The sequence below is a fragment of the Allolucifera butyrica genome (assembly GCF_900476375.1).
In the GTDB taxonomy this organism is placed as follows: domain Bacteria; phylum Bacillota; class Negativicutes; order Sporomusales; family UPPP01; genus Lucifera; species Lucifera butyrica.
In genome coordinates this window covers 77,379-103,954 of sequence record NZ_UPPP01000127.1, presented here as the reverse complement: position 1 = coordinate 103,954, position 26,576 = coordinate 77,379, and the positions used below count along the sequence as shown (strand labels likewise).

Here is a 26,576-nt window from a genome sequence, read left to right as displayed (position 1 = left end):
TTTGTCTCAACAAGAAAAATAGTGCGATTACTAACTAAATAGGATATTACAAGGTCAGACGACAGAACCGTCCCCCGGTCTATGTAAGTGATTCAACAATCGTTGCGACGCCTTGGCCGCCGCCGATACATAAAGTAGCCAAACCGAGCTGGGCTTTTCTTTGTTTCATGGTGTACAGCAGTGTTACCAGAATCCGCGCGCCGCTGGCGCCTACGGGATGACCCAGCGCAACAGCCCCGCCATGGATATTTACTTTTTCCTTGCTAAACCCGAGTTCCCTGCCTACTGCCAGAAATTGTGCCGCAAAGGCTTCATTTGCCTCAATCAGATCCATATCGTTTATAGAAAGCCCGGCTTTGACTAATGCCTCACGCGTGGCCGGCACCGGTCCCATCCCCATAATATTGGGGTCAACTCCCCCGGAGGCATAAGCACGAATGCGAGCCATTGGTTTAACGCCAAGTTCTTTCGCTTTTTCGGCCGACATTAAAATCAAAGCAGCGGCAGCGTCATTGATGCCGGAAGAGTTACCGGCAGTAACCGTTCCGCCTTGCTTGAAGGCAGGCTTCAGTTTGGCTAATTCCGTCAAGGTAGTATCGGCGCGGGGATGCTCGTCGGTATCAACAATTTTTTCGCCATTTTTAGTTTTTATGCTAAGCGGCAGAATTTCTTGCTTGAAAGCACCGGTTGCAATTGCTTTAACAGCTTTTGTCTGTGATTCAAAAGCCAGCTGATCCTGTTCTTCACGTGTTATTCCATATTTTGCCGCAATATTTTCGGCGGTCATACCCATGTGACAGTCGCCGAATGGGCACCATAATCCATCATGCAGCAATGTGTCAAGTACTTTACTATGCCCCATACGATAGCCCCACCGGGCTTTGCTTTCCAGAAGGTAGGGAGCATTGGTCATACTTTCCATACCACCGGCGACAATAATATCGGCATCTCCCGCTCTAATCGCCTGCGCTGCAAGGTTAACCGTCTTTAGTCCTGAACCGCACAATTTATTAACAGTAAATGACGGTACTTTGACAGGTACTCCTGCCTTAATTGCCGACTGCCGGGCCGGATTGGGTCCTTGTCCGGCTTGCAAAACCGTGCCGAAAATGACTTCGTTAACATTTTCCCCTTTAATCCCGGCTCGGGATATCGCTTCTTTGATTACCGCCGCCCCCAAATCAACTGCGGAAAAAGGCGCCAATGCACCGTTAAACCTACCGATTGCAGTACGTACTGCGCTTGCTATAACTACTTCTCTCATTTCGAACCTCCAATGATTTATAAAATATTTTGCATGGGTATTAAATTGTCGCTAATAATCAAATCAGGTTCTGTTTTGTCTAACACCGTTTTAATAGTAACCCCGGGAGCAATTTCTTCCAGAACAAGCCCCTCCCGGGTCACGCGAAAAACGCCGAGTTCGGTAACGATTAAATCAACAACCCCTTTACCGGTAAGCGGTAAATTGCATTTTTTTAAAATTTTAGGAGAGCCGTCTTTGGCACAATGTTCCATGGCAACAATAACTTTCTTTACACCTGCTACCAAATCCATAGCTCCCCCCATGCCAGGCACCATCTTCCCCGGAACCATCCAGTTGGCCAAATTACCCATCTGGTCTGTCTGCAGGGCACCCAGCACGGAGACATCCACATGTCCACCGCGAACAAGCGCAAAAGACATTGCACTGTCAAACATAACCCCGCCGGGAATAATACCGCAGGGTTGACCGCCGGCATCCACCAGATTGGAATCAATCCTTTTGCCAATAGCGCCTAACCCGATAAAACCATTTTCCGAGTGCAGCAAAATATCTATATTCTCAGGCAGATAATTTACCACCAGGGTCGGTAGACCGACTCCCAGGTTCACAACGTCACCGTCTTTTAGTTCCCAAGCGACCCGTTTGGCAATCCTTTCTTTGGCGTTCATAGATTAGTAGGCCTCCTTCTGCAACACAATCTTATCTACTAACACACCCGCCGTCATTACTTCGTCCGGGGCAATTTCGCCAACTTCAACCACTTCATCCACTTCAGCAATGACTGTATCTGCCGCCATTGCCATTAAAGGATTAAAGTTGCGCGCGGTTTTATCATAAATTAGATTTCCCGCCTTATCTGCCTTTTTGGCTCTGATCAAAGCTATATCCGCCTGCAATGGTTTTTCCAAAAGATATTCCTTACCATCAACACAAATTTTCTGTTTATTTTCTTCTACAACAGTCCCCACCCCGGTCGGAGTAAGCACACCGCCTAACCCGGCGCCGCCGCAGCGAATCCGTTCCGCCAGTGTTCCCTGTGGTACCAGTTCAACCTCTAATTCCTTAGCAAACATTTGCTTCCCTGTTTCCGGATTGGTGCCAATGTGGGAGGTAATGACCTTTTTTACCTGCTGGTTAACAATAAGCTGTCCCACCCCTCTGTCTGGGGCGGCGGTATCATTGGCAATTAAAGTAATATTCTTAATTTCTTTGTCTATAATGGCCCTAACTAGCCTTTCCGGTGTGCCTACCGCGGCAAAACCTCCCACCATTATTGTCATGCCGTCTTTAAAATACTCAGCTGCCTGCTGAATATTCGCTTGTTTCTTTATCATAGCTAACCTCCCGTATTTTTTCTTCCGCCAGGTAGTCATAAACCGGTTTCACCGGCGCCAATGTCAAGTCTGTCAGAATATGAGAGGCGGCAACGACTTCTAATACAGGCAAGTCCGCCAGCGGCGCAAGGGCATGAGCGAATAACTGCAGGCGCCCGGGACCATTCCAGGCTTCGTGGATAGTAATATCCGTAATCTGGGTGCGAACCAGTTCACAGATTCTAGGTTCACCATTGTACCCACTCATTATTTTTATCATAAAAATTGGCCGGCTAATTTCACCGAAAGCTTTTGTTTTGTCAATTGGAAAATACTTATAACCCATTGTTGCGGTAGCTACCCGCAGCGAACCATAATCAAGAGTGCCCACTAACGTATCATTATCCACATATAATCGGGGCGCTCCCAATAGCTTGGGATAAGCGCTAATTTCCCGCCCCACTGCGATGGCGGGATAGTTATCCAGATACATTACATGCAGATAGTCGCCTTCCTCTCCGTTAAACCGCACGGGTATAACCTGACCGCATTCGGTGTAACATCCCAAACCGGTCGCATCCGGCATACGCATCATCTCAAATCGCACCAATGGCTCCATGATTTCCAGCGGTTCCGGAGTCATCCGGCGCAAAGCCGACGGGTCCGTACGATAAAGGATATTTAGATATTCCCGGTTATGAAATCTATAGGTAGTGGTAGGAAAAGCGGGAACGGTAAGAGGGATTGTGTTATGCTTCAAAATCTCACTTTTCAACATATAAATCATCCTTTCGCTATAGAAATATTACATGTAATATTTTGATATTTATTTTACTGTAATCCGGTAAAGAAATAATCGCCTACATAAAAAGCACTCAGGGTGATTTTTTTAACCCTGAGTGCTTTTTATGCCCCCTTTTAGGTGTTTTCCAGAATTTTATCGGTGATCTGCAGGCATTCTTTTAAATTTTTTACGTCCATCTTGCTGTAAATATTTCTAATATGACTTTTTATAGTATTCGGAGACAGTGACATCTTCGCAGGAAGTTTAGATATTGGCTCTCCTAATTTCAACCTATATAACACTTCGATTTCCCTTGGGGTTAAGCTGAAACGGTTATTTAACGTCAATGCGCCAAAAAATATTAATTTATTCCTGGGTATTTTATAACCCTGTTTTAATAAAGTAGCAATAAAATCACTAATTAGTCCAATTATAATTTTACAGTAATTAATTCTTTCACTAATTTTTTCACTAAATTTCAAAGAAATAGCGGCAATTCCTGCTAATTCCTCTTCAATCTGTATTGGGGCGGCAAGACAAATCCATTCTTTCAATGCTTCGCAATGGTGCTGTTGTGTGTTAAAGACTGATATTTTTCTTGACTCTACTGCTGTTACTACCGCATTGAGTCCACAACTTTCATAACTCATGGAAGTTCCCAATTTAAATCCATTTTCGAAAAACCACTGAACAATGTCTATATCTCCGACTATGTTGATAATATACCCATCCCTGTCACATAAAAATAAAACTTTTTCATGGATGGTAAAACTTTCAAAGACTTTTTTAAAAATAGCTTGACTGCTATTTATAATCATCTCATTTTCCCGAAGCAAACGATCCAGTTTATCCTCTATCAGGCAAACCTTAGGATAACTATTTGAACTTGCTTTCGTCACTCCTGCTGTTTCCTTAACATACCCCAACGATGACGAATGAAATGATACCATCGGAAATCGACCCCTTTAATTTGACATCTATTATAAGTAAAATACCAGGATCTTTTTTAATCAAACAATCCCGGATATTGGATAATTCTAGAAAAACATGTAATTTCCTGCCAATAATGGAATTTATGTGGTCATTGCCTGTCGAAATAAGACAAAAAAGAGAAAATTCATAGCCAAAAAGCCGAAATTTCCCTTTTCCAGACAAGCAAAAATTGTGCGCGCAGATAAATTAAAGGCTCAACTTGCAGATTGCAACTGCTTGTTGAACCTTTTGCTTAGTCAACACAAAACACTAAAGCAAATTTCTTCCTTCAACATCTAAAATTATTTTTAATCCAGGCTTGCCGGTTTTTTTTGATCAATTCCTCGCATACCTTACATTCGTCACTTACTATCCGTTTCCAACCACGCTTTGGATACCTTGGCACAGCATAGGAAGCAGGTTTCATAGCAGTGTTTTCTAAAATCGCTAGGTATTCTTTCGGTACTCCCTGCTTCTTCGCCCCTTGAATAATAATATTCAAATACTCTTGACTTGGAAGCGCGGGTTCACCCAGAATTGATTTCTTATATATTATCGCGTCCTGAATTTTATTATCAATATCTATGACTTCAACCGGATAATGAAAATAATTGCCTGCCCCGTCTATTCTGGTATCCTCACACTCATCCAATTGCTCACATTCGGAAAATCTCAGTGCATACAACACCCCCCACACGTCCGCCCTCGCATCCTTAATTACAGTTTCCACCGCCCCGTCCCAAATCGCTGAATACCCATAAAATCCGACGCGATATCCCGCCAGGCGAACAACACCGATACATCTGGGATTAACCTCTTTCTGACGTAATACCTCAATATTCATATTTACTCCGTAAGCAAAATAATGCCGGAAATCCCTTTTCACAAAAAACACCTCCATTCACAATCTGTAGTCCAGCCATTGTGAAATATATGAAAATGAGATATGATTAGTAGATAAGATATGATTTTAAAAAGAAGGACTATTATATAAATATTACATAAATCTATTTGCAATGGTTGGAAGAAATAGGGAGGCATCATGGCCGATACTACTCTGCGTACACCTGAAGAAGTCGCAAAAATATTGAAAATTTCGCGTTTTACTGTTTATGAATTAATTAAACGCGGCGAATTGCCTGCATACCGGATCGGTCGCAGCATGCGAATCGAAGCAGCGGATCTTGAGAAATACAAGCAGCAATCCAAGCAGGGTGTTGCTTCCGCGACGGTAATACCAGCCCCTGAAAAAAACACCTTGCCATTAACAGGACTTATACTGTGCGGCCAAGATACTATTCTCGATGTTCTGGCCAGTCATTTGGAAGCCCGTTTAAATAGCAACCGGGTTCTGCGACGTTATATTGGCAGTATCGGTGGTCTAATCGCCTTATATAATGAATCGGTAAATGTTGCTACCGCCCATTTGTGGGACGGTGACAGCGGTGAATACAACATTCCCTATGTACGAAGATATCTGCCTGGCAGAAAAGCGTTGGTTGTAAATCTTGTATACCGAATCGAAGGTTTTTATGTAGCCCCCGGTAATCCTAAAGGTATTGCCGACTGGCCTGACCTGACCCGCCCGGATATCTCCTTTGTCAACCGGGAACCCGGCGCCGGAGCCAGAGTTCTGTTAGATGAAAAGCTTCGCCAGCTCGACATTGATTCCAGCCTAATTTCCGGCTATGACCGGAAAGAAATGAGCCATTTAGCTGTAGCCAGTTGTGTAGCGCGCGGAGACGCCGACGTAGGTATCGGTACTGAGAAGGCTGCCATGCAGGTCGAAAATGTTGAGTTCATACCTTTGCAAAAAGAACGCTATGACCTTGTTATGCTGCGTCAAAATTTTATTAAACCTGAATTTGAGGTACTTATGTCTATTCTGCGTTCAGCTGAATTTCGGCGGGAAGTCGACGGCATGGGCGGTTACGATACCTCCCGCATGGGCGAAATAATAGCCGAAGTTTAATCTCAAAGATATTCCCCGCTCTTGTGCTTTTTCGCGAAAGCCAGGCAGCGGGGCTTTTTCTGTCCGTCTTCCCGGTCTCTATATCACCGGACAAATAAACAGTTCCTCAAAGAACTCGCATTTACCCCGGCAAATATCCGACACAGCGCAATTGTCCGGACAATTTTTTAAAACCTTTTGCCGGTATTTTTGAAATTCATTCTCCCATATATCTGCGAAATTATATTGCCGCAAGCTAAATTTGTAGGACCGTTCATTGCAAAAGGAGCATGGCGACACATCTAGCCGTTCGTCAATATATACCGAAAAAAAACCGCATTCACAGCTATCTAAAAGCTCAAAATTTACTTTTGTTTTTCGAAATAACAGCGGTACAAAGCATGCATCAAAACCAAATTGCAGCTTCGTCCCAGGATTCTCGACTAACGCGAGAAAACGCCGCAGTCGATCGTCCGGCTTCAAGCAATCAGCAACGTTCGCCTTTCCAAACGGCTTATAAGTAAGAAAAATAATGGAATTAAACCGGTTCAAAGGGTTATCCTGATACCCTTCCAGCAGGTTGGCCGCGGCATCAACGGTTGAATCCGAAACTACAAAATGAATATTAACCTTTATCCCTTCATCTGCCAGTTCAGTTCCTATTTCGTTTAACCGCTCCCACGTCATATCCCGGCGGTAAGGATCATAGGATACCGCCACTGCTCCACAATATCTGCCGGTAGCCTGAATAATTTCCGGCGTGAAGAAAAAGCCGCTGGTAGTGTAATTGGGAATAATATTATACTCTTTTCGGGTAAGCCGTAAGATCTCCGTAATTTGTGGATGCAAAAGCGGTTCTCCGCCGCCAAGGGCCACTTGAAACACCGGTCCGTACCGTTTACTGGTAAGCTGTTCAAGGATAAAGGAATAATCCTCCAATGAAATAAAAGTTCCGTCAGGACTGCTCGCGCGATAGCAATATTTACACTGTTTCGTACAATAATTTGAAATAGAAATATCAGCTAATTCCGGCCAGGGAGCGCATACTGGGTTTTTATGCAAGGACTCCCCCCACCGGAAAGTGATTCCCGTATTTGGGTCGCCAACAAAATTATAATCTTCCGTATGTCTTCTAAAATCCCCCATGATTATTCCGCTCTCAACTTCCCGCAAAGCGGTGTTCCACCGATAACCTTTAGTTCGCTAATTTTTCCCCGGTGCAATAAAGAATAAATCATCGCCCACAGTTCCTCCTCGCTAAAACCGCTAAAATCCTCCTGATTTAGATCAGGAATCTTCCATTCGTAAAATAAACCTCCGTCTTTAAAATATCTTCCTAATATCTCCTTAATTTGTTTGGGGCGGGAAGTCACCAGCATACTGTAAATGTTTTCCCCATTGGCGCTAAATTCTGTACCGTTTTCTTCCATCTGTTCCCGAATAAAATTGATTAACCGGGCCTTGCCGGTGTTCACGGACAACTCGGCCATCCTCTCAGCCATATCCTTTTTCATCGTTAATAAAAAGCTTACACTGCTGCTATTGCTGACAAAATCAGCTCTAATCTTCATTATTTTGTCGCCTCCCGCACTATATTGGGGTTTTGATAATCTTTCTCTGCAAACAGATTAACTCCGTAGTCTGCCAACCAACTTGCCGGTAAAATTCCAGTGCCGGTGTATTACTGCGGTCGGCTAATAAGTCCAGGCGTTTCGCTCCTTTGCTAACAGCCCACATTTCAATAGCCTGCAGAAGTTGCTTTCCTACGCCTTTAGAACGGTATCTTTCGGCCACCACCAAATCTTCAACCAGCGCCTTCATTCCCCCGGCCGCGGTAGAAACAAGCAATTGGGCCGTACACATCCCGATAATTTCCTGTTCCACTTCCGCAACCAAAAGACATCCTCGCGTATTATCCTTCAATATCAGTTCTAACCCGCGGCGTTGTTGTTCCGCATCAAAGACAAAATCAGTTTCAATCGTAAATAATACTCTTAGTAAATCCGTCAACTTATCAATATCAGGCAAGGCTCCTGTTCTAATCACAAAATTCTTATTCATGCTAATCGCGCCTTCATTCCATCATCCCAACGGACTGTCCGGCCGGCCGAAAAACAGGCTTCGGCCACAGCATTGGTTAAAACCGGCAACCATTCCATCCGAATGTCTGTATCGTAGCCATACAAGCCCTCCACTGACCGGACAACTTGTTCCAGGGCCGCATTTCCCGCCCGCTCCCCGATACCGCCTACAGTTACACTGACCAGCGGCACACCGGCCTGCACAGCCGCCACCGTATTGGCGACAGCCAGGCCAAAATCATTGTGCAAGTGAATTTCAATCGGCAATGAACACTTTTTTACCAGATGCCGCATGCGGTTGTAGGTTGCCACCGGGTCCAGACAGCCAACCGTGTCGGCATAACGAATCCGTTCCACCCCCAGCCTGGCCGCAGTATCAGTCACTCGTAAAAAAAAATCTTCATCGGCCCGGGAAGCATCTTCAGCCCCGACTGACACTCTGCAGCCAAAACTGCGGGCGTACTCTACCGAATCGGCAAGCTGCTTTAACACCCATTCTCTCGATTTTCGCAGCTTATCATTAATGTGCAAATCCGATACCGGCACCGAAATATGAATAAATGAAAATCCGCATTGCACCGAGGTTAAGACATCTTGCTTAACTGCCCGGTTCCAGGCAATCACCTGCGCTTTTAAACCTAAATCAAGTATCGCCTTCAATGCCTCCTGTTCTTCCGGCCCATTCGCCGGTATTCCAGATTCAATCGCAAAGACACCTGCCGCATCCAGGGCTTGCGCAATCGCAACCTTTTCCGCCGGCCAAAACACCAACCCGGCTTGCTGTTCCCCATCCCGCAAAGTAGTATCAACGATATCGACTCTCATAGCGCTACCTCCCGTATTACTGCCCGTAGCTGGGCGTCGGAAACCGGCGCCTTTTGATTAAGCGCCAGCCTGCGGACCTTTGCTAAAATCTCTGGCACATCGGCTTGATTCGCATCAATATTCAATTGTTTCAGTTTAAGATTTATCGAAGCCCGTCCCGAATGCCGGCCAATAACAATCTTCCGCGCTAACCCAACCGACTCCGGGCTGAAAGGTTCGTAAAGCTTACTATTCTTTACTATACCGTCAACATGAATACCGGATTCATGCGCAAAAATATGATCACCGATAACCGCTTTTGTCAGCGAGCAGGTATATCCGGCATAATCCATCACGTCCCTGCACCAGGAAGCCAAGTTATCCGGCACTTTCACCGGCATTGCCAGCAAGTGCTTCATAGCCATAAGAACTTCTTCAAAGGCCGGGTAGCCGCCAACACTGCCGATCGACACGCCAACACTCTGCACACCGGCCATAATCGCGCTTAAAACATTCCCGGTCGCCATACCTTTGGTATTATGGCCATTGTATTCGAGCATACAGGAGCTATTTTCCCGCCAAAACACCAGCCATTGATAAGTGTTCAGCGAATCCAGCCGGCTTTCTGCATCATCAACAATATAACTGCGTAAATTATATTCTTCGGCCAGCTTCCGAAAAATTGCCATGTCTCCCCCATAACAATCCAATCCGTTTATGATACAAACACTCGTTTCCATACCATGTTTAAGCGCGGTTTCCACAGCCGCCGCTAAAGACGGTATTTCCCGCAAGCCGGTAAAATCAAGACAGATCTTGATCCTGCCGCAGCCAAGAGCCTTTGCGGCCTTAATCTTATCAAGATCGGGCTTAACACCAATCCGGACATCACTCAAATTAATGTCCGTGTACTCTGGACTACTCAGTAAAGCATCAAGGGGAATATCAAAAATGACCTGCGCCATATGGGCTATTTTTTGTTTAATATCGTTTAATTCCGTTACGCTTAAACAACGCCTGCCTAATACATGACCCAGCGTTTGATCAATAAACATAACATTGGAAGCCTTCATTGCGTCCCCCTTCTTCCATTCACTCAATTCGCAACCCCGCTTCATACAACTACCCCCTTGGAAAATCCAAACCGTTCAGACTAAATTGCTTTTTCCCCGTCTAAATATTTACAGACTTTTCCATTTCTAAACCGGTAGGATTGATCATCCGCTAAAAGTCCAATCGCGTCGGCCCGGCACTGCTGGCAGTGGCGCATCTGCTTAATATCAACTTGGCAGATGTCACGCAGGGTATTAAGTTCCTTCATACTGGTTTGCGGTAAATGCTGGAACGCGCTGCCCGGCGCCGGTATCAGCGGCATAATGTTAGTCATAACCGCCCCCAGTCTTTTAACCTTCTTTACGACTTCCATAATATGACTGCCATTTAAATTTTTGATCATTACAATATTGACCTTAACCAAAACGCCCTTACCGGCTAAATATTTAATTCCTTCCAATTGGTTCTTGATCAATTGTTCCGCCGCTTGTTCCCTATAGTAAACCTTTCCCTGATAGCTTATATGATGATAAATATTAGCCCCGATGGCTGGATTGAGGCAATTTACCGTTACCGTGACATGCTTAAAGCCCAAATCAATTATTTCCGGCGCGTAGTGTGGCAGCAGCAAACCATTCGTAGATAAACAAAAAATAATATCCGGCGACTTTTTCTTTATAGCCGTTACACTTTCTTTTACCGCTTTCCAATTTGCTAACGCATCCCCGGGCCCGGCAATACCGACAACACTCAAATTAGGTATTGCCTTTTTTACTTGCAAAAATTTGTCGCAAGCCATCCCTGGAGTCAGCACTTCACTGGTTACCCCTGGCCGGCTCTCATTCACGCAATCAAATTTACGGTTACAATAATTGCAGCTGATATTACAATCCGGGGCCACCGGAATATGCATCCTGGCAAAGCTATGCTGTGCCGTACAAGAATAACATGGATGCTTTGCCGTCATATCGGCCAGCGCTGTTGATACATTTTGCATAAATCCTCCCCCTTTCTCCAAAACTTTCTGAAGCCGCCGGCTATTGTCTGCAAATTAAACTTTATCCTTTAAATACACTGCTCCCAATTAATCATCCTGGAGCGAAGACCCATCTCCCAGTCGTTCCCTATTTTCTCCATAATATTAAGCATTCCCTCGTAGCCAAAATAAGCTCTATCAAGATATACATCTCTATTGGTGGGATTGATTACATCAAACGCCAGCTTAATGCCTAATTCCTCAGCCATATACTTTTCCCAAGCCGACCCGACAACCGCGTCAACCTCAATCCCGCTTAACGCCTGTTTGATTTGATACCCATCCGCAGCAAAAACTACCCGTGGTGAAATTCCCATAGCATTCAATTCCTGCGCTAATAGCTTTCTGGCTTTCTCCGCCCCCGACCGGATCAGTAATAACTCTGGAATCATTTCCAGTTCTTCATAAAGCATTCGGATGAGACCGATTCCAAGAGTAGCGTCCGCCGATACGGCAACCTTGCAGTTTCGATAACGCGGGATAATCATCAATGCCCGCCGCCGGAGAACATCAATTACCATCTCTTCGCCCTGTTTTATCATCTGCTCCGCTTTATCTTCCGCGTCAAAATAGGTACCCAATGCCCTCAACCACCGGGCAGTATTTTTTAGACCTATCGGCAAAGGAATATTGTCAAGAATCAACGGTATGCCATGAATTTCCTGCATTTTTTTTGCAAACTCCGTTCCCACATCATGGCTTAAAAGAATATTGGCCGAAGCCATACCGGCCTTTTCCAATTCCTCAAACGAGGTGTTATGCGGAATTACGGCTTGTACAGCAATCCCAAAAACCCGTAAAACATCAGTCACCCAATTTAAATCGGCCCGCCAGCTGGGATTTAAATTGGCTTGCGGGGCAATAAGATTAACACGGTCCGAGGCTTTGAGCGGCGTTTTATGGATGAACGGCAGTAAGGCCGCCAGCCCCAAAGCCGCCCCGTCGTAACTTGTACCATGAAAGCCTCCCGCCATAACCGGTATAAGTTTAATCTTTATTTCCGGCTGCAATGCTTGACAAATCCCTTCTATGTCTTCGCCAATAATATCTGCAGCGCACGTTCCGACAACAAACATTACTTTACTTTGAAAAGTTTGATCTGCTTCTTTTATTAGCGATTTTAATTTTTCCGATGCCCCCATAACAATATCCGACTCAAACAGACGGGTACAACCTATTTTTCGCCGGGTAAAATCCACTTCGTGAATATCATATGCATTGGCCACCGTAGCCGCGCATCCTTGGGGAGAATGAATGATAATACTCGCTTCATTGATTCCGGCTATGATGCTGGCCACCCCTTCCAGCGCGCACCCTAAAACCGGATCTTTGCTATGGTTGCAATCTTCAAAGGTTAGCTCATCGAACATCTGCCTTTCCCCCTTTGGGCATAAACTGTGCAGTCCGGTAAGTCCTGCGCCAACTTATTCGTTAACGACTGAGCCGATGCCAATCCACCGGCGTTCTCCGGAAAAACCATCCGTTTTGTCATCCAGCTACGTGGCCTTGATGCATAATCAAGGGCCGTCTTAATACATTTAGCAACCTTTAATGCGCCGCGATAGCCAAACCGCGGACGATTTAGTATAGCGTTTAAATCTACCAGAGGAATCTGGGGAAAACTGAGTGAAGACCCAAAATACACAGTTGCCTGCGGATCAAAACCGCCTAAATAATTCAGCAATTCCTCCTCGGTTTGGCGCATAGACTCATACTTGCCAAAAGCCAACGTCCCCTTGGTAATTAAGATCTTCGGATCCAGTCCCGTTTCCAGCAGATAATCGATACTGGTTTTTCTGGCTTCCGTACTCCAGGGATGGAAGTTAAAAATTACCGGCCGCATTGCAAAATCCCGTTCCAGCATATGGACAATGGCCAACGCCTTAACTGCATCATGCCCTTCAACAATTGCCAGCTTGCCTGCCAAATGTTTTTTCGTTTCTTCCAATTCAGCCTTAATCGAATTGTATTCCTCTTGAATAAGAGCCTCCGCTTCTTTCTCCCGCTTCAGATGAATCGCCGCTCCCCTAAGCCAATTTTCTGTGGCGCTGATTCCATAGGGAAGAATTGTAGAATTTAAAGGCGTCCCGAAGGTTTGAAGCATTTCTGTGCCAATGGCATAACCGATATCAAGACATAGCGCGCAATTAACCGCTGCGCTGGGAGCCCGCTTAAGCTCGGCAAGTGAGCAATTACCGGCAATTACACTGTTAATTCTTGCTCCCATTCCTTCGATCAGTCTTATAAGTTCCTTGACATCGGTATCTACTTCTGTCCTTTCCGGTCCCATTTTGCCGCCTACAATATTGACAGTGTCTGCCAGTTCCGCCCTGCTCTCAGGCGTAGGCGGGTCCATTAAATCAGCGATCTGCCGAAAAACCAGGTCAAAGCCGCTGCGGTATTCTCCGGCAAACCCCTCGCAATGAATCGGCATTATTTCTGCGGAAATTTCATTCCGTACCTTCTCTACGACTGCATCGACATTATCGCCGATGATTCCGGTAGCACAACTCGTAGCCACGAAAATGACATCGGGACAATATTTTTTATCCACTTCCAGAATAGCGCCTTTCAATTCATTTTCTCCGCCATAGATGACATTTTTTTCTGTCATGTTGGTAGTGATAACCGGTTCATACATTGAACCACTATTCCGGCAATTAGTCAGTTTATAGGCCTGCTTGACGCCATAGGCGCAACCGCTTGGTCCATGAGTAATCACAATAGCATTTTTGATACCACTTACTATTTTCATTGCCGTCCAAAATTTACAGGGACGGGTGTGACTTCCCTGTAAGGCAGTTTTAATTTTCCCTTCTTTGGCTAAACGGTAAAGTTCACTCAAATGCCCGTAAAATTCAACGTAATCGCCCATTTTTTCCAATCCTACCATACGTTTAATACCCAATCCCGCTCATGTTTGTGCTCCATATCGGTGAAAAAAGTATTCGCCACCGTTTCCGCCAGCCAAAGCGCGCCACTATAGCCAATTACCGGATGGCGGTACATTCCCGCCCGGTCAAAAGTGGGAAAACCAACTCGAACCATAGGAATATTATTATCGATAGCGACGTATCTCCCTTTGGAGTGCCCCATAATCAAGTCCAATTCAATTGTTTTGTCCTTGATCCGGCGCTCAAGCTCCCATAAATCGGCATTCCAAATCACTTCTATATCGAAATCGACTTGTTGTTCCAAAAGAGTAATGCGCGGATCCTTCCCGTATGCCGGATTATCATCCCCTAACAACAGAAGAACAGGCTTCAACTCAACTTCTAAGCAAAATTGCGCCAGCCCCAGCACCAAATCAGGGTTACCGTAAATTGCCACCTTTTTGTCCGCAAAGAACATGTGCGCCAAGTCGGCCATAGCGTCAATGGCTTTGCCGCGCTCCCTGACAAGCGACTCCGGAATCGGTTTGCCCGTAAGTTTGCTAATATTTTTCAAGAGAATATCCGTATTTTTAATGCCAATCGGCGTTGCATCGACAACAGCCGGAACGCCGTATTTATTTTGCAGCCACTCCGCGGTGCTTCCCCCTTCATATCGACATAAAGCAATCGTGCCAAGTCCGTTAGCGGTATCAATAATATCTTCAATTGTTGTATTGCCAAAGGTGGCTATCGACTTGTCCGGCATTGTGGGAGAATCGAAATTTTCCGTATCCATCAGGATATTGCCAGAAACCTGCATTTCATCCAGAATGTGCTTAATTTCCGCTATATCACCGGGATTTACCCACCCGGTCAAAATATTTAACTTGCCGTTTGGTTCACCTTTTTTTGCCAAGTTTGAAACGAATGCTTGTATCGCAGTATTGTAACCGCTGACGTGGCTGCCGTTATAACTTGGCGTATGAACCGGAACCAAAATAAACTCACGGCCGGGAAACTCTTTCTGCAAGTGCTTTTTTATTTTTCTAATCACGCCTTCAATATCGTCACCGATTGTTTCGGTTGAACAAGTGGTAATAACCGGTATAATTCTCAGGTGGGGATAACGCTGCATCAGTGTATCAACCGCTTCTTCAACTCGTTTTACGGCCCCAAATACCGCAGCGTCTTCATGCACCGAGGAGGAAGCAATATCAAAGTTCTCTTTGAAATGTTGGGCAAACAGCAACCGTACAAACATGCTGCAACCTTGCCCGCCATGCACTAAGGGAATACAATCTTTAATGCCAATGCCGGCGAATTGCGCACCGCACGGCTGACAATTATAGATCGGATTAATGATGCCGGTACGTTCTTTTTGTGTAACTACCACAGGCATATTGTCACCTCTTCCAACTATTTTGATAGTAATATTTTTTCACCGGTTTAAAGCGGTAAGGATTCAATAATTAGATACATTTAATTCCGCATTCATCGACTTAGTTACCGCAATTTCAGTAATTCTCGCTTTAACCCCTTCGATCAGCTCATTTACTTGTGTTTTGTTCAGTTCTTGCAGCCAGGGGAATTTATCTTTAATTTCAGCCACAAGAATCCTGGCATCGGCATAAAAACATTTTTCCTGCGCACTCTCCATCACTGGCTTTTCTTCATTTAGCAATGCCTCGACCTTGCCAAAGACGCCATTAATATTTTCCATCCTGTCCCAGGTCCGGGAAAAAAATTGCCATAAACACCGTTCCTGAATAAATGTAACCAGCGCCTCCACCTTTTCTTTCACTTTCCTCAAGCCTCCCTTATATCTTCCTTCGCCAACTGCATCAGAGGCGAATAAATGGCGTTATACATATCCCTTGCCATATTCACAAAACCCTCAAAACCCATATAGGGACCATTATGATACGCATGCCCGTTAATATAAGGAATGTGCAATTTTTTCACTAAATCACCAACCCGCGGCCCCGTAAAAATGATATCCGGCTGCATCATCTCAATTACTTCGAAAAACTCCAGTTCATTGCCGTCATCAATATAAACCGTACCGACTTGCCCTCTGGCAATTACTTTCTCAAAGTCTTCCTGATGGCCAAATTTGGACGACATGGCTACCACCTGTACGCCTAAGTCGTCTTCTACCGCCTTTGTCCAGTGCCACAAACGCGGTCCACCGGTCCAAATACACATTTTCTTGCCCTGGAGACGTTCCTTGTACCAATCTAATTTTGGCTTCCAGCGGCTGGTTTCTTCGGCAATAATTGCTTCCGCCTTATCCTCCAGCCCGAAGAATGCCCCAATCTTCCGAAGGCCCTCAGCCATATAATCAAAACCCCAGGAGTCAATATCCAGCCGGGGAATACCATATCTTTTCTTCAACTCATTAGCGATATACCCAGCCGATCTGGCGCAATTTACAACATTCAGCTGCGCTCTATGCATACCCCTCAGTTCGTCATACGTTGCGTTTCCGGTAAAGTGGGCGATAATCTGAATACCCATTTTATGCAGATATTTTTCCAGAACGTAGGTATCACCCTGGATGTTATAATCGCCAATGAAGTTTATGGTATAGGGGTTGTTGATCTCAGGCTCAAACGTTCCCACCTTCTCATTGACCCAGCCAATGTTTAACACATGATGCCCCTTCGATTGGCTGACTCCGGCAAAACCGGGACATTCTACCACAAAAATGTCAACATCCCCCAGTTCCTTTTCAACCTCTTTGGCCACCGCCTTCGGATCGTCCCCAATCAGAGCCGTAGCGCAAGTAGTATAGATAAACATTCTCTTGATATGCGGCATTTCGGCAAACGCTTCTTTGATACTCTTCTTTAACTGTTTTTCGCCGCCAAAAACAATGTGCTTTTCTTTTAAATTGGTTGACCACACATATTTTAGCTGGAAATTGTCGTTATCACTGGGATATCTTTTGGTATGCCAGGTGTCATACGCGCATCCTACCGGGCCATGAATCATTTGAATACAGTCTTTGATCACACCGCCGATCACCAATTTGGCGCCGCAATAACTACAACCTCTTTCCGACAACGACCCCGGTATTGTCGGCACATTAGAACTGGGCAGATACTGCGTTGTATCTTCACCCGGGGCTTTTATGTAACAGTGTTTTTCCCGTTCCGGAATCGTCTTATCGCATTCGAACAACTTTAATGGCATATTTATAACCTCCTATCTCCTTCACAATATAGCTTGTTCTCCTTCTTCCCCAGTTCGAACCCGCACAGCATTTTCAACAGGGCATATGAAGATTCTGCCATCCCCGATTTGGTTTGTCCGGTTCACTCCTACAAGGGTTTTTACGACTGCATCCACATCCTTGCTTTGTACCACTACTATAATTAAACGCTTCGGAATATATTTCATTCCGCTGGTCTTTCCCTGAGCAATCAACTCTGGAGCAACGCAAAATCCGCATTCTCCCGCAATTCCCCGCTGTTTCCCCCGTCCCAGTACGGCAGCCGCCGTCATCCCCGGATAACCGATACGCTCCAGCGCAACCTTTGTCGCATTTATCTTATTAGGCCTAATAATCGCAACTACTTCTTTCACTTTGTTACCTCCCGCCTATAACCACAATAAACTCATAGATTCTATTCACCAGCAAGTATTTTAAATCATAAGCCCACCTGATTCGTTCTGATTGTCACAGCTTTTTCCACCGGGCTGATAAATATCTTGCCATCGCCGAAGTTGCCGGTAAATGCCTTTTCATTTACAATTTTTATGACCTCATCCACAGTTTCATCTTCGACAACCATCATAAACATGACCTTAGGAATTTCATCATAATGAAGGTTGCCTACGATAATGCCTTTTTGCTTGCCCCGCCCAACAACATTCATCTTGGTCAAAGCATAATAACCGGCAACTTCCAATCCATCTGCGACATCTTCCGCCTTTTCCGGCCTGACCATAGCACGAATCATTTTCATAACTTCTCCCCCTTTATGTTAGTCCATAAGGCCATACTTAACGACCATTGTTTCTAACTCATCCATACTCATCGGTTTAGGAATGACAAACATATCATTTTCAATAATCTTCCGGGCTAATTCTGAATACTCTTTGGCTTGATTACACTCAGAATCATATTCAATGACTGATTTTTTATTAAACTCCGCTTTTTGAACAATGTTGTCCCTTGGTACAAAGTGAATCATTTGTGTTCCTAATGCGGTGCAAAATTCTTCCATAAGTTCCATTTCATTATCTACCTTGCGGCTGTTGCAAATAATCCCGCCCAGCCTGACTCCACTCTGGTCGGCATATTTGAGCATGCCGCGTGAAATATTATTGGCTGCATAGATAGCCATCATTTCCCCCGATGCCACAATATATACCTCCTGTGCTTTTCCTTCCCGGATTGGCATCGCAAAACCGCCACAAACCACATCACCTAAAACATCGTAATAAACGAAATCAAGATCGTCTGTATACGCACCCATTTCTTCCATCAAATTAATGGCAGTAATTACTCCCCGGCCGGCACAGCCGACACCCGGCTCAGGACCACCGGATTCAACGCAGCGAATTCCTCCGAAACCGGTTTTTACCACCTTATCAATAGAAATTGCTTCCTCGCCCTCTTCCCGCAGCGTATCCATCAATGTTTCTTGCGGCTTGCCGCCTAAAACCAAGCGAGTCGAGTCCGCTTTTGGGTCACACCCATGAATAAAAACTTTCTTATCATAAAAATGAGCCATTGCCGACGCTGTGTTCTGCTGGGTAGTCGATTTTCCGATACCGCCTTTTCCATAAAACGCAATTTTTCTTGTCATCTGTAAAACCCCTTTCATAATTTAGTAAGCATTATCTATCAAACACTTCATAAACCTGGGAAGAATCACCCCCTAAAAAAAATAAGACGCCATCCCCCAGGGACAGGCGTCTTTGCCATGTATTCATTTTCAACAGCCTTTTCATGCAACAACATCAAACTAAAACTCTCCGTCAGTGTATTTCATTTTAAATCAAATTAAAATCAACAAATTAATTAGTTTTAGTTGTTCTAGTTGTTTTAGTTGGATTGATTATATCATGACACAAAAGACCACGCAATAGCCCGAAAAATAATCACAAAATTAAAATTATTTCCCTTTAACCCTTATAATTACTATACTTTTAAATTCTTTTCAAAAAGTTTTTCATCTGTATGCAAATCTAACCGTCCATTGTTTACCTATTAAAATTCTTATCTTCGCATAACTCATTATTAAAACGCACAAATATAATACTATAGATCTCAAAAAGATAAGATAGATTTGTTTGTTTTAATCAGTTTAAGTTTGAAAATACCTTGTCTCAAATCAAAATAGGATATATAATAAAAACAATCTAAGCGGATTACACAATGAAGTGCCGGCGGAATATTCCGACCGGCTCTTTTTTTCAGGAGGCGATTCCGTGGTAACTCTAAATACTTTTCCATCCGAAAATCCATTGCATCCCTGCAGCGGGTTACGTTTTCTCCTGCTGAAAGATGCGCCTTCAATGCTTCAAAATAATTACAAAACCTCACCTGAAACATCCCCTTTCCCGCCAGCAAGGGTATCATCAATTCACCGGCAACTAACCGCCCTTTGTCTTCACAATCCGTATTGGAATGATTTTCGCATCGTAAACCATTTCCAAAAACGCGGTATAAAAATGACTTTGAACGATTTGGAACAATTAAAAAAAGAATGCAATCTGGATAATCCGGACACGATCTGCAACACTCTTGTACGTTTGTCTACCCATGGCGGTTTGAAGTTAAACTCACGCCAAGTCAGCTATATAGAACGAGTCAATCCGGAATTTCGCGACCAGGATTTAGCCCCTGCCCGACTGGGGGAATTGTTAGTATACGGCAGATTATTCGGGCGCGGTCTTGGTGTCTTCGGGCGGGTATATCTCCATGTATTTGCCGACATGTACACCGGCCATATATTTGGTAGATTGAGTCAAGACAAACGGGTTTCTGCCGGTTTGTCCCTCTTGACTTCAACTGTGATTCCCAGCTATCAATCACGAAATTACGCAATAGATACAATTTTACATTCAACTCAGAATGACAATGATATCGATGAAATCAACAGTCTAAAAAGCTCTTTCGCCTTTTCCGCTCAAAGTCTCCAATGGCTCTCAACCCGCCGGAATTTCGGCGTTTTGGAGAAACTCGAACGCTATCTGGTACAAAACAGCTTCTTCGAAAACCCGCCGGCGCTTTTTAAAAATTTACAGTCCCGCCTTGAACGGCGGATTGCAAAATACAACGCTTCTAACCGCTGGTTTGCCAGACGGATTATTTATTAATTGGCAAGACCCAAAGGGTCTTTAACGTGGAAGGAAAGTATTTTTCTTTTCGGTTTTGCATAAATCCAAATTTAAAACGGGGGACGATAAAATGGAATCTTTTAATGAATTCAATGAATTCGACGAGGTAGAAACCGCTGCTCGAATCTTGACAGAGCTATATAAAATCAAGCTCGACCAACTTCGCAACAACCGCACCGATCCTGGAAAAGTTACTTTACTTAAAAGCGAGATGGCCACTATGCGCCACGAACACAAAATGATCAACCGGCCTGAAGTATTAACCAAAATAAATACCATTTACGCATCAGAAGTAAAAAAGTACTTAAGAAAATAGTACTCTCCAGTCAATTTATATCTCAAAAAACTTCTCTCCGCTCAATGCAGCTATGCAATGAGCGTTTTATTTTTTGAATTATTTCTGCGCAAATAAATTCAGCTTATTTAATATAAAAATGGGAAAGTGTGCAATTCTCAAACGCAACGATCAACAATAACTAATTTACTCAACTAAAATTAACAATTTTTATATTTATAATTAGTTTTAGTTGATTCAGTTTAAGGGTTGTGCTATTATTATATCAATAAGGCAAAGGTGCTTATTTATAGACACCTTTGCCTTATTGATTCTAAATAATAAAAAATGGGAGGTTAAAAGACTATGAGCGCAGTAATGGCAACAATAATGGTGCTTGCAGAACTGGGAGGTGCATTAATTTTTCTCAAAACAAAGGATACTTTCAGAAGAATATTTTTATCATGTTTAGGACTTGGTTTCGCCTATGCAATTGTATTTTCAGATATTATTCCTGATGCAACAGAACATTACTCAGAAATTTCGCCTGTATTTTGGGTTTGCATATTAAGTGGTATGTTCTGTGCATACGGAATAGAAAAGTATGGAAAATATGCAGGTAAGTATACGGCATTTTTAGGCTTTAGCTTTCATAATTTTTGTGAAGGTGTAGTTTTAACAACGGCAACCTTGCTTTCACCTATTTTAATGTTAGGATTGATTCTACATAAATTACCTGAAGGTATGGTTTCAGTTTCTTTCCTGGAAGGGATGAAAGATAAAACGAAAGTTTTGGCAGTATTTCTTAGCGCCTTATTAATACCAATTGGCGCACTTCTTCCTATACCGGAGAACGTTGCCCAGCCTATTACAGCTTTTGCCGCAGGAGTAATCCTTTCTATTGTGTCTATTTCAATGAAAATAATCATTTCAGAAAGTGTTGAATTCTCCAGGATTAAGATTAGTACGGCAATGGTTATTGGGGCAATTATCGGCGGAGCATCTTGTCTAATTGTTTAGTTTTTATTATCAATCTCACTTTTGGCAGTTCTCTGTCGCGAGATAGCCTTTATAGGGCCATCTCGCTTTTTTATTTCATAATGTGATAAATCATACCAAATCACAAATTGAAGACTCCTGCCAATTTGCAGGAGTCTTAATGATTGGATAAAAAACGATACCGTCTAACCGAAGATTACACACTATAATTTCTTTTACCCGTCTCATCGGTTTCTTTTGCGTCAAGTCCTATAACAAATACTGCAACAAAGGCAATCACCATGCTTATAGCAGTTCCAATCATGAGTCCAATAAATCCGGAATCTATTCCGTTTGGACTAATGAAACCGGGTGTTCCCTGAATACCTGAACCAGCAAAATTATATAGTTTGGATCCTGAAAATCCGGCAACTGCAGCGCCTATTCCCGATGCTACCATAGTTGATATAAATAGTTTCTTTCTAGGTATTAGGACACCGTACAGAGACGGTTCGTTTATTCCGAGAAAACTGGATAACAGTGCAGGTATAGCTATATTTCTCAATTGGACGTTATTTGTCTTTATTATAACCGCCAAAACTGTAGCACAGGTTGCAAACCCGCCTGAATATATTAGAGGGTTAATCACATCATAATGAAGTGTTGATAAGTTGTTAATAATCAAAGGAATAATGCCCCAATGTAAACCGCACATAACAATGAGACTCCAAAACGTGCCGATGAAAAGACCTGCTATACCGGGATTTAATGATATCAAGCCATTGGCAATCACGCCAAGAATATCCCCTATAAAATAAGATACCGGAGCAATAATAAGTAATGCTAAAGGAGCGGAAATAATAAGAGTTAAAAACGGAACTGCAAATGTTTTAACGACATCAGGTAGTATTTTAGTCAGAACCTTTTCTATTTTTGAGGCTACATAAACTGTTAAAATAATAGGAATAAGGGTTGATGCGTAATTCATCATCATAACGGGTATTTTTAGAAAAGTTGTATTAACCGATGATTGAAAAAAGGTTCCATTAAAGACGGTAAATAATGGTTTTCCGGATGACAAAGCCGTCAAGGACGGATAAACTAATATTCCGCCCAATGTCATACCCATTACTTCTTTTAACTTAAACTTTTTGGCAGCCGTGTATCCTAAAATTATAGGCAAAAAATAGAATAAACTATCACCAATTGCGTTTAAAATTACATATGTCCCATCCTTATCTGTAAGAACTTTTGTCAATAAAAGAATTGTATTAAGACCTTTTATAATACCGCTGGCGGCTAAAAGTCCTAAGATAGGAGACATTACACCCATAATAACATCCAAAAATGCTGCAAATAATCCCCTTTTTTCTTCATTAACCTGTACAGGAACTTCCTTGGCAAATCCCCCCACCGCTACAACATCCTTATAAACCGCTTCAACATGAGTGCCGATCACAACCTGATATTGCCCGCCGCTTTGAATAACTTCCACAACTCCATCCAGCTTATTTAAGGCTTCTTTGTTTGCCTTACTTTCATTCTTCAACTTAAAACGCAAGCGGGTAATACAATGAATCAAACTAATAACATTTTCTTTGCCGCCAACATTTTTCAAAATGTCATCTGCCAATTTTTCATACTTCATAGATATTCCTCCCCTAAACTCAGATAAAAATAAATTTTAAAAATATTTTTGCGTTCATATTCATTCATAAGTATTTAGATAATAAGACGCTTGAATCAATTTACTAATTATTTTTTCCGGTTCTCCTTTTGGGATTCGGCTGTTAATCGTCTCAAATGATAGTCCATACTCCTCTTCCGGCATAAAATACTGATAATATCCATTTGTATACCCAAGAACTAATCCGAGAGTTGAACATGCCTTCTTTAGTTCCATTCCAAATTTTGAGCCAAGTTCTCCGGGAAATACAAATAACTGCAGTTTACCGATATTAATTACTTGAAATTTTACATCCAGATGAAACCTGTTACTATTTAAATTCTTTAAGCAATCATCAATTACCAAACCTAACATTCTTTTCTTTTCACAATTTGTCTCAATTTCATATTTAACTTTTGCCTCTTGCAAAGAGACTTTTGCCGCTTCATGAACCTTTTCCATATTGTGGTGTATCGTATGATAGATAGATTGATATTTAATATTTCCTAACTCAATATTGAAATTAGTTTCAATATTGCCAATTCTTTCCGCCAAAGCTGTTGATACCCGTTCTAACTCTTTAAAATCGTTTCCTTGCCGTTCATTACGGTTGCTACAGTCACCGGCTGCTCCGACAATCATTGCTGGATAAAATCCAAACTCAGTAAATAACTTTTTGCTAACTTCCCCCGCGAGTTCACTTGTCAATAAATCGTTGTCCGGACTGATTACGGTTGAATGAACCGCCCAATTTACAATACCAGCGAAAGATTTGTTATTCTCATCATAAAATTTAACTACAATGACTTCATTATCGGCGGGTTGTCCTGGATGATTTCGATTTCCATAATATCCCAAGATAGTTTCTTTACCATATTTAACGGTTGCTTCCACCATGTTTTCTTGACAAACTTTATAACTATCTATAATTGTTTTAATCAAAAAATCATAGTATTCTTGGTCAAATTTCCCAGTATACCAACTACGGTGATACGACACAACCGACGAATGATTATGTGTTGCACTAAGTAAAACAAGATCTCTTTCAATTCCATACTTATTTTGTAATAATGTTTTTACATCTTCAGCCATTTCTGCTTCAAATTCTATAAAATCAGCTGAAAATAAAAAGACATTTTTTCCATTCCATTCAAATAACAATGAATTGCAATAAATATCATCATGAATTCCTTTGGCTGGATATTCACGATTTTTGCTACGATATCCAATCAGATAGAATTCTTTTTTAGGTGAGAGACAAAATCTCGCCTTTCCTACTTTCATATAAATACCTCCTCTGAATTTACAGGTTAAAGCATCCTCACTCATATCTCCCGGCCCGCCGAAGAAGGAAGGCATCCGCTTCTTTCGGCGGACCGGAAGCTTGTCCTTTTGTATTCCAATTCCGTTCTATGGCACCAATTCCACCTATTGCATTAGGAAAAAAATGCAGTTAGCTCTAATACCACAGAGGTATCCCCGTTTAATTGCGATGAGGATAAATCAGAGCGCAAACTTTTATCCTTAACCCACGCTCTGGCCAAAGTCACATCCGTTGAAAGGCCCTCACGAATTACATATTCATAACGCGCGCTTAATACATTCACATTATCCCCCACTCTGTATGGATTCGGCATTGTTCCTCCCAAATACCCCACGGGATTTTCCAATCCGTAGGGTGCACATCCTGCATCATTTGAACCGTATACTATGCTCCAGCCTGACGCTCCTGCTTTATGGAAATCACACAAGCCCATAACTTTAGGAAATACCGCCGGACGATGAGAATCGTTCCAATGTATAAGCCCTATTGCATAACCGACAGGATGCGTCTTTAAGCCACCAGTTGGATTGGTAAGCGTGTCATAGGTGCCTTCCGCCAACAGATGCACACCGTCTCCCAGGTTCCAGTCCCAGGAGGAATCAATCCCTCTTTGCCTTTCAAATCCGGCGCCGGCTAAGGCATTAAACATGCTCCCGTCCGAAGAATTATATTGCGACGCGCTATTCCACCACGCCCCCAATTTCGTATTCAGATTTGAAGATAAAGCGTAGGCGGCTTCCAGTGTTGTCATTTGATTGGGATGGTTTTCATCATTAGCAGGAGCAACCACTCCCGTCCATAACTTCCAGCCTGTTTGCCCTATTTTTTTATTAAACTCAATCCCGTCACAACTGCCATCTGAATACATGGGGCCGCCTATCCCAATCACTTGTCCGCTCATGCGTCCGAAGCGGACGCTGTCCATGCCCCAAAGATCTTTAGCGCTAAACCATCCCTGACTAAGGGTAAAATTAGTCCCCTGCGGAAAACCTAGGCTATAATTCGTTTCTCCTGCTGTAATAAATGATTCTACTTCTGAGTACATAAAAAGTTTATCATCAGGGGTTCCACCGATAAAGCGAACACGAAATACTTGGCCGTATTTTTCACTTCCCCCCAATTTATACTCCGAATTTGTATTAGAAATCGCACTCTCGATAATCTGTCCTTCCACATGGGTTTTCAGCTTATCCTCAATTTTATCCATACGCTTGTCCATATGAATTTTTAAATTATCAATTTCGGTACTAAATTCTTGCGATAATTTTAAAATAAGCTGCTGGTTAACCGCATCCGCCTTATCCAGTTTGTCAATGGCCCTTGACACCAATACTGCCATCTCATACCGGGTCATTGGCTTATCACCAATAAATTGTGAATTATACCCTTCAATTAATCCTGCATCGGCAAGTTTTTTTAACGCAGAATAAGCCCAGTGAGATATTGGCACATCGTTAAAAGTTATCTTTTTCTCAATTTCCTGCTGAACCGGCTGCTGGCTGGCGGCAAACACAGGTGAACTCCATACAGAAACACTGTAGATGGTTATTGTTGATAGTATTACCGCGGACATGTGGCTAACAACCTTTTTGTTTATCCGTCTCATATAGCAAACATCTCTCCTTACCGCAATTTGTATTAAACCCAGGTGTGCTCTGCAGAGGCTATTATGAGCTACTATTACTTGCGCAGGCTTATATTGCACAAAGTAACTGGTACCAGTAGCTATCAACAATAAGACATAAATAAAGGGAGAATCCATTTATTAATAATAGTAATATTCAGTCATTTATTTTTAAAAAATATATATTAAAAAGGCCAGTTACGTAATCAAGCCTTTTCAGCA

The 26,576-nt window shown here is 43.0% G+C and carries 27 protein-coding genes; 4 read left to right on the top strand and 23 right to left on the bottom strand.

Features of this window, described 5'->3' with window-relative positions; genetic code table 11:
- Positions 1-79 precede the first annotated feature (79 nt).
- The 6 genes from LUCIF_RS24065 to LUCIF_RS24040 all read right to left on the bottom strand — a co-directional run bounded on the left by LUCIF_RS24065 (position 80) and on the right by LUCIF_RS24040 (position 5,222).
- Positions 80-1,264: an acetyl-CoA C-acetyltransferase gene (locus tag LUCIF_RS24065; protein ID WP_122630351.1), complete on the bottom strand. Its 1,185-nt coding sequence runs from the start codon at positions 1,262-1,264 to the stop codon at positions 80-82.
- Between the two features lie 17 nt (positions 1,265-1,281).
- Positions 1,282-1,935, bottom strand: coding sequence for a 3-oxoacid CoA-transferase subunit B (locus LUCIF_RS24060; RefSeq protein WP_122630350.1), 654 nt, complete (start codon positions 1,933-1,935; stop codon positions 1,282-1,284).
- Positions 1,936-1,938: 3 nt separating this feature from the next.
- Entirely contained in the window at positions 1,939-2,601 is a 663-nt protein-coding gene (gene atoD / locus LUCIF_RS24055) for an acetate CoA-transferase subunit alpha (protein ID WP_122630349.1), read from the bottom strand.
- Positions 2,564-3,340, bottom strand: a complete 777-nt coding sequence (locus tag LUCIF_RS24050) for an acetoacetate decarboxylase (RefSeq protein WP_207858404.1) — start codon at positions 3,338-3,340, stop codon at positions 2,564-2,566. The genes atoD and LUCIF_RS24050 overlap by 38 nt, the downstream gene beginning before the upstream one ends.
- 158 nt (positions 3,341-3,498) lie before the next feature.
- The gene (locus tag LUCIF_RS24045) at positions 3,499-4,263 is read right to left on the bottom strand and encodes a helix-turn-helix transcriptional regulator (RefSeq protein WP_165866149.1); all 765 of its coding nucleotides are present in this window, start codon (positions 4,261-4,263) and stop codon (positions 3,499-3,501) included.
- A gap of 362 nt (positions 4,264-4,625) precedes the next feature.
- The gene (locus LUCIF_RS24040; RefSeq protein ID WP_207858403.1) at positions 4,626-5,222 is read right to left on the bottom strand and encodes a gamma-glutamylcyclotransferase family protein; all 597 of its coding nucleotides are present in this window, start codon (positions 5,220-5,222) and stop codon (positions 4,626-4,628) included.
- Between the two features lie 156 nt (positions 5,223-5,378).
- On the opposite strand from LUCIF_RS24040, the gene LUCIF_RS24035 reads away from it, so the two are divergent.
- Positions 5,379-6,308, top strand: coding sequence for a substrate-binding domain-containing protein (locus LUCIF_RS24035; protein ID WP_122630345.1), 930 nt, complete (start codon positions 5,379-5,381; stop codon positions 6,306-6,308).
- Positions 6,309-6,386: 78 nt separating this feature from the next.
- Here the strand turns inward: LUCIF_RS24035 and LUCIF_RS24030 are convergent, their stop codons facing one another.
- From LUCIF_RS24030 to nifH, 14 genes are all read right to left on the bottom strand, one after another.
- On the bottom strand, positions 6,387-7,460 hold the full coding sequence (locus LUCIF_RS24030) for a radical SAM protein (RefSeq protein WP_207858396.1): 1,074 nt from the start codon (positions 7,458-7,460) through the stop codon (positions 6,387-6,389).
- Positions 7,436-7,858 carry a hypothetical protein gene (locus tag LUCIF_RS24025; RefSeq protein WP_122630343.1) on the bottom strand — a complete coding sequence of 141 codons (423 nt, stop codon included), beginning with the start codon at positions 7,856-7,858 and terminating at the stop codon, positions 7,436-7,438. Before LUCIF_RS24025 ends, LUCIF_RS24030 begins: the two co-directional genes overlap by 25 nt.
- A gap of 19 nt (positions 7,859-7,877) precedes the next feature.
- A complete protein-coding gene (locus tag LUCIF_RS24020; RefSeq protein ID WP_207858394.1) occupies positions 7,878-8,333 on the bottom strand; it encodes a GNAT family N-acetyltransferase in 456 nt (151 codons plus the stop codon).
- An 11-nt stretch (positions 8,334-8,344) separates the two neighbouring features.
- The gene (locus LUCIF_RS24015; protein WP_122630341.1) at positions 8,345-9,193 is read right to left on the bottom strand and encodes a hydroxymethylglutaryl-CoA lyase-like TIM-barrel protein; all 849 of its coding nucleotides are present in this window, start codon (positions 9,191-9,193) and stop codon (positions 8,345-8,347) included.
- On the bottom strand, positions 9,190-10,290 hold the full coding sequence (locus tag LUCIF_RS24010) for a homocitrate synthase/isopropylmalate synthase family protein (RefSeq protein WP_122630340.1): 1,101 nt from the start codon (positions 10,288-10,290) through the stop codon (positions 9,190-9,192). Before LUCIF_RS24010 ends, LUCIF_RS24015 begins: the two co-directional genes overlap by 4 nt.
- A 35-nt stretch (positions 10,291-10,325) precedes the next feature.
- Entirely contained in the window at positions 10,326-11,222 is an 897-nt protein-coding gene (nifB, locus tag LUCIF_RS24005) for a nitrogenase cofactor biosynthesis protein NifB (RefSeq protein ID WP_122630339.1), read from the bottom strand.
- Between the two features lie 68 nt (positions 11,223-11,290).
- The gene (locus tag LUCIF_RS24000) at positions 11,291-12,631 is read right to left on the bottom strand and encodes a nitrogenase component 1 (RefSeq protein ID WP_122630338.1); all 1,341 of its coding nucleotides are present in this window, start codon (positions 12,629-12,631) and stop codon (positions 11,291-11,293) included.
- Positions 12,616-14,169, bottom strand: coding sequence for a nitrogenase component 1 (locus LUCIF_RS23995; RefSeq protein WP_207858392.1), 1,554 nt, complete (start codon positions 14,167-14,169; stop codon positions 12,616-12,618). The genes LUCIF_RS24000 and LUCIF_RS23995 overlap by 16 nt, the downstream gene beginning before the upstream one ends.
- Complete coding sequence (locus LUCIF_RS23990; protein WP_122630336.1) at positions 14,148-15,533, bottom strand: nitrogenase component 1; 1,386 nt, start codon at positions 15,531-15,533, stop codon at positions 14,148-14,150. Before LUCIF_RS23990 ends, LUCIF_RS23995 begins: the two co-directional genes overlap by 22 nt.
- 63 nt (positions 15,534-15,596) lie before the next feature.
- On the bottom strand, positions 15,597-15,935 hold the full coding sequence (vnfG, locus tag LUCIF_RS23985; RefSeq protein WP_122630335.1) for a V-containing nitrogenase subunit delta: 339 nt from the start codon (positions 15,933-15,935) through the stop codon (positions 15,597-15,599).
- Positions 15,936-15,940: 5 nt separating this feature from the next.
- Positions 15,941-17,329, bottom strand: a complete 1,389-nt coding sequence (vnfD, locus tag LUCIF_RS23980; protein WP_122630334.1) for a nitrogenase vanadium-iron protein, alpha chain — start codon at positions 17,327-17,329, stop codon at positions 15,941-15,943.
- Between the two features lie 21 nt (positions 17,330-17,350).
- Positions 17,351-17,722 (bottom strand): P-II family nitrogen regulator, encoded by a 372-nt coding sequence (locus LUCIF_RS23975; RefSeq protein WP_122630333.1) that lies wholly within the window; start codon positions 17,720-17,722, stop codon positions 17,351-17,353.
- A gap of 65 nt (positions 17,723-17,787) precedes the next feature.
- Positions 17,788-18,105, bottom strand: a complete 318-nt coding sequence (locus LUCIF_RS23970; RefSeq protein ID WP_122630332.1) for a P-II family nitrogen regulator — start codon at positions 18,103-18,105, stop codon at positions 17,788-17,790.
- Between the two features lie 18 nt (positions 18,106-18,123).
- A complete protein-coding gene (gene nifH / locus LUCIF_RS23965; RefSeq protein ID WP_122630331.1) occupies positions 18,124-18,951 on the bottom strand; it encodes a nitrogenase iron protein in 828 nt (275 codons plus the stop codon).
- An 868-nt stretch (positions 18,952-19,819) separates the two neighbouring features.
- Here nifH and LUCIF_RS23955 point away from each other — a divergent pair.
- The 3 genes from LUCIF_RS23955 to LUCIF_RS23945 all read left to right on the top strand — a co-directional run bounded on the left by LUCIF_RS23955 (position 19,820) and on the right by LUCIF_RS23945 (position 21,782).
- Positions 19,820-20,467, top strand: a complete 648-nt coding sequence (locus LUCIF_RS23955) for a hypothetical protein (protein ID WP_122630329.1) — start codon at positions 19,820-19,822, stop codon at positions 20,465-20,467.
- Positions 20,468-20,558: 91 nt separating this feature from the next.
- Complete coding sequence (locus tag LUCIF_RS23950; protein ID WP_122630328.1) at positions 20,559-20,804, top strand: hypothetical protein; 246 nt, start codon at positions 20,559-20,561, stop codon at positions 20,802-20,804.
- Between the two features lie 324 nt (positions 20,805-21,128).
- Complete coding sequence (locus tag LUCIF_RS23945; RefSeq protein WP_122630327.1) at positions 21,129-21,782, top strand: ZIP family metal transporter; 654 nt, start codon at positions 21,129-21,131, stop codon at positions 21,780-21,782.
- A 175-nt stretch (positions 21,783-21,957) separates the two neighbouring features.
- On the opposite strand, the gene LUCIF_RS23940 is transcribed toward LUCIF_RS23945, so the two are convergent.
- The 3 genes from LUCIF_RS23940 to LUCIF_RS23930 form a co-directional block, all read right to left on the bottom strand.
- Entirely contained in the window at positions 21,958-23,388 is a 1,431-nt protein-coding gene (locus tag LUCIF_RS23940; RefSeq protein ID WP_122630326.1) for a PTS transporter subunit EIIC, read from the bottom strand.
- 60 nt (positions 23,389-23,448) lie between these two features.
- Positions 23,449-24,690 (bottom strand): neutral/alkaline non-lysosomal ceramidase N-terminal domain-containing protein, encoded by a 1,242-nt coding sequence (locus tag LUCIF_RS23935; protein WP_165866148.1) that lies wholly within the window; start codon positions 24,688-24,690, stop codon positions 23,449-23,451.
- Between the two features lie 152 nt (positions 24,691-24,842).
- Complete coding sequence (locus tag LUCIF_RS23930; protein ID WP_165866147.1) at positions 24,843-26,336, bottom strand: S-layer homology domain-containing protein; 1,494 nt, start codon at positions 26,334-26,336, stop codon at positions 24,843-24,845.
- Positions 26,337-26,576: the final 240 nt, after the last annotated feature.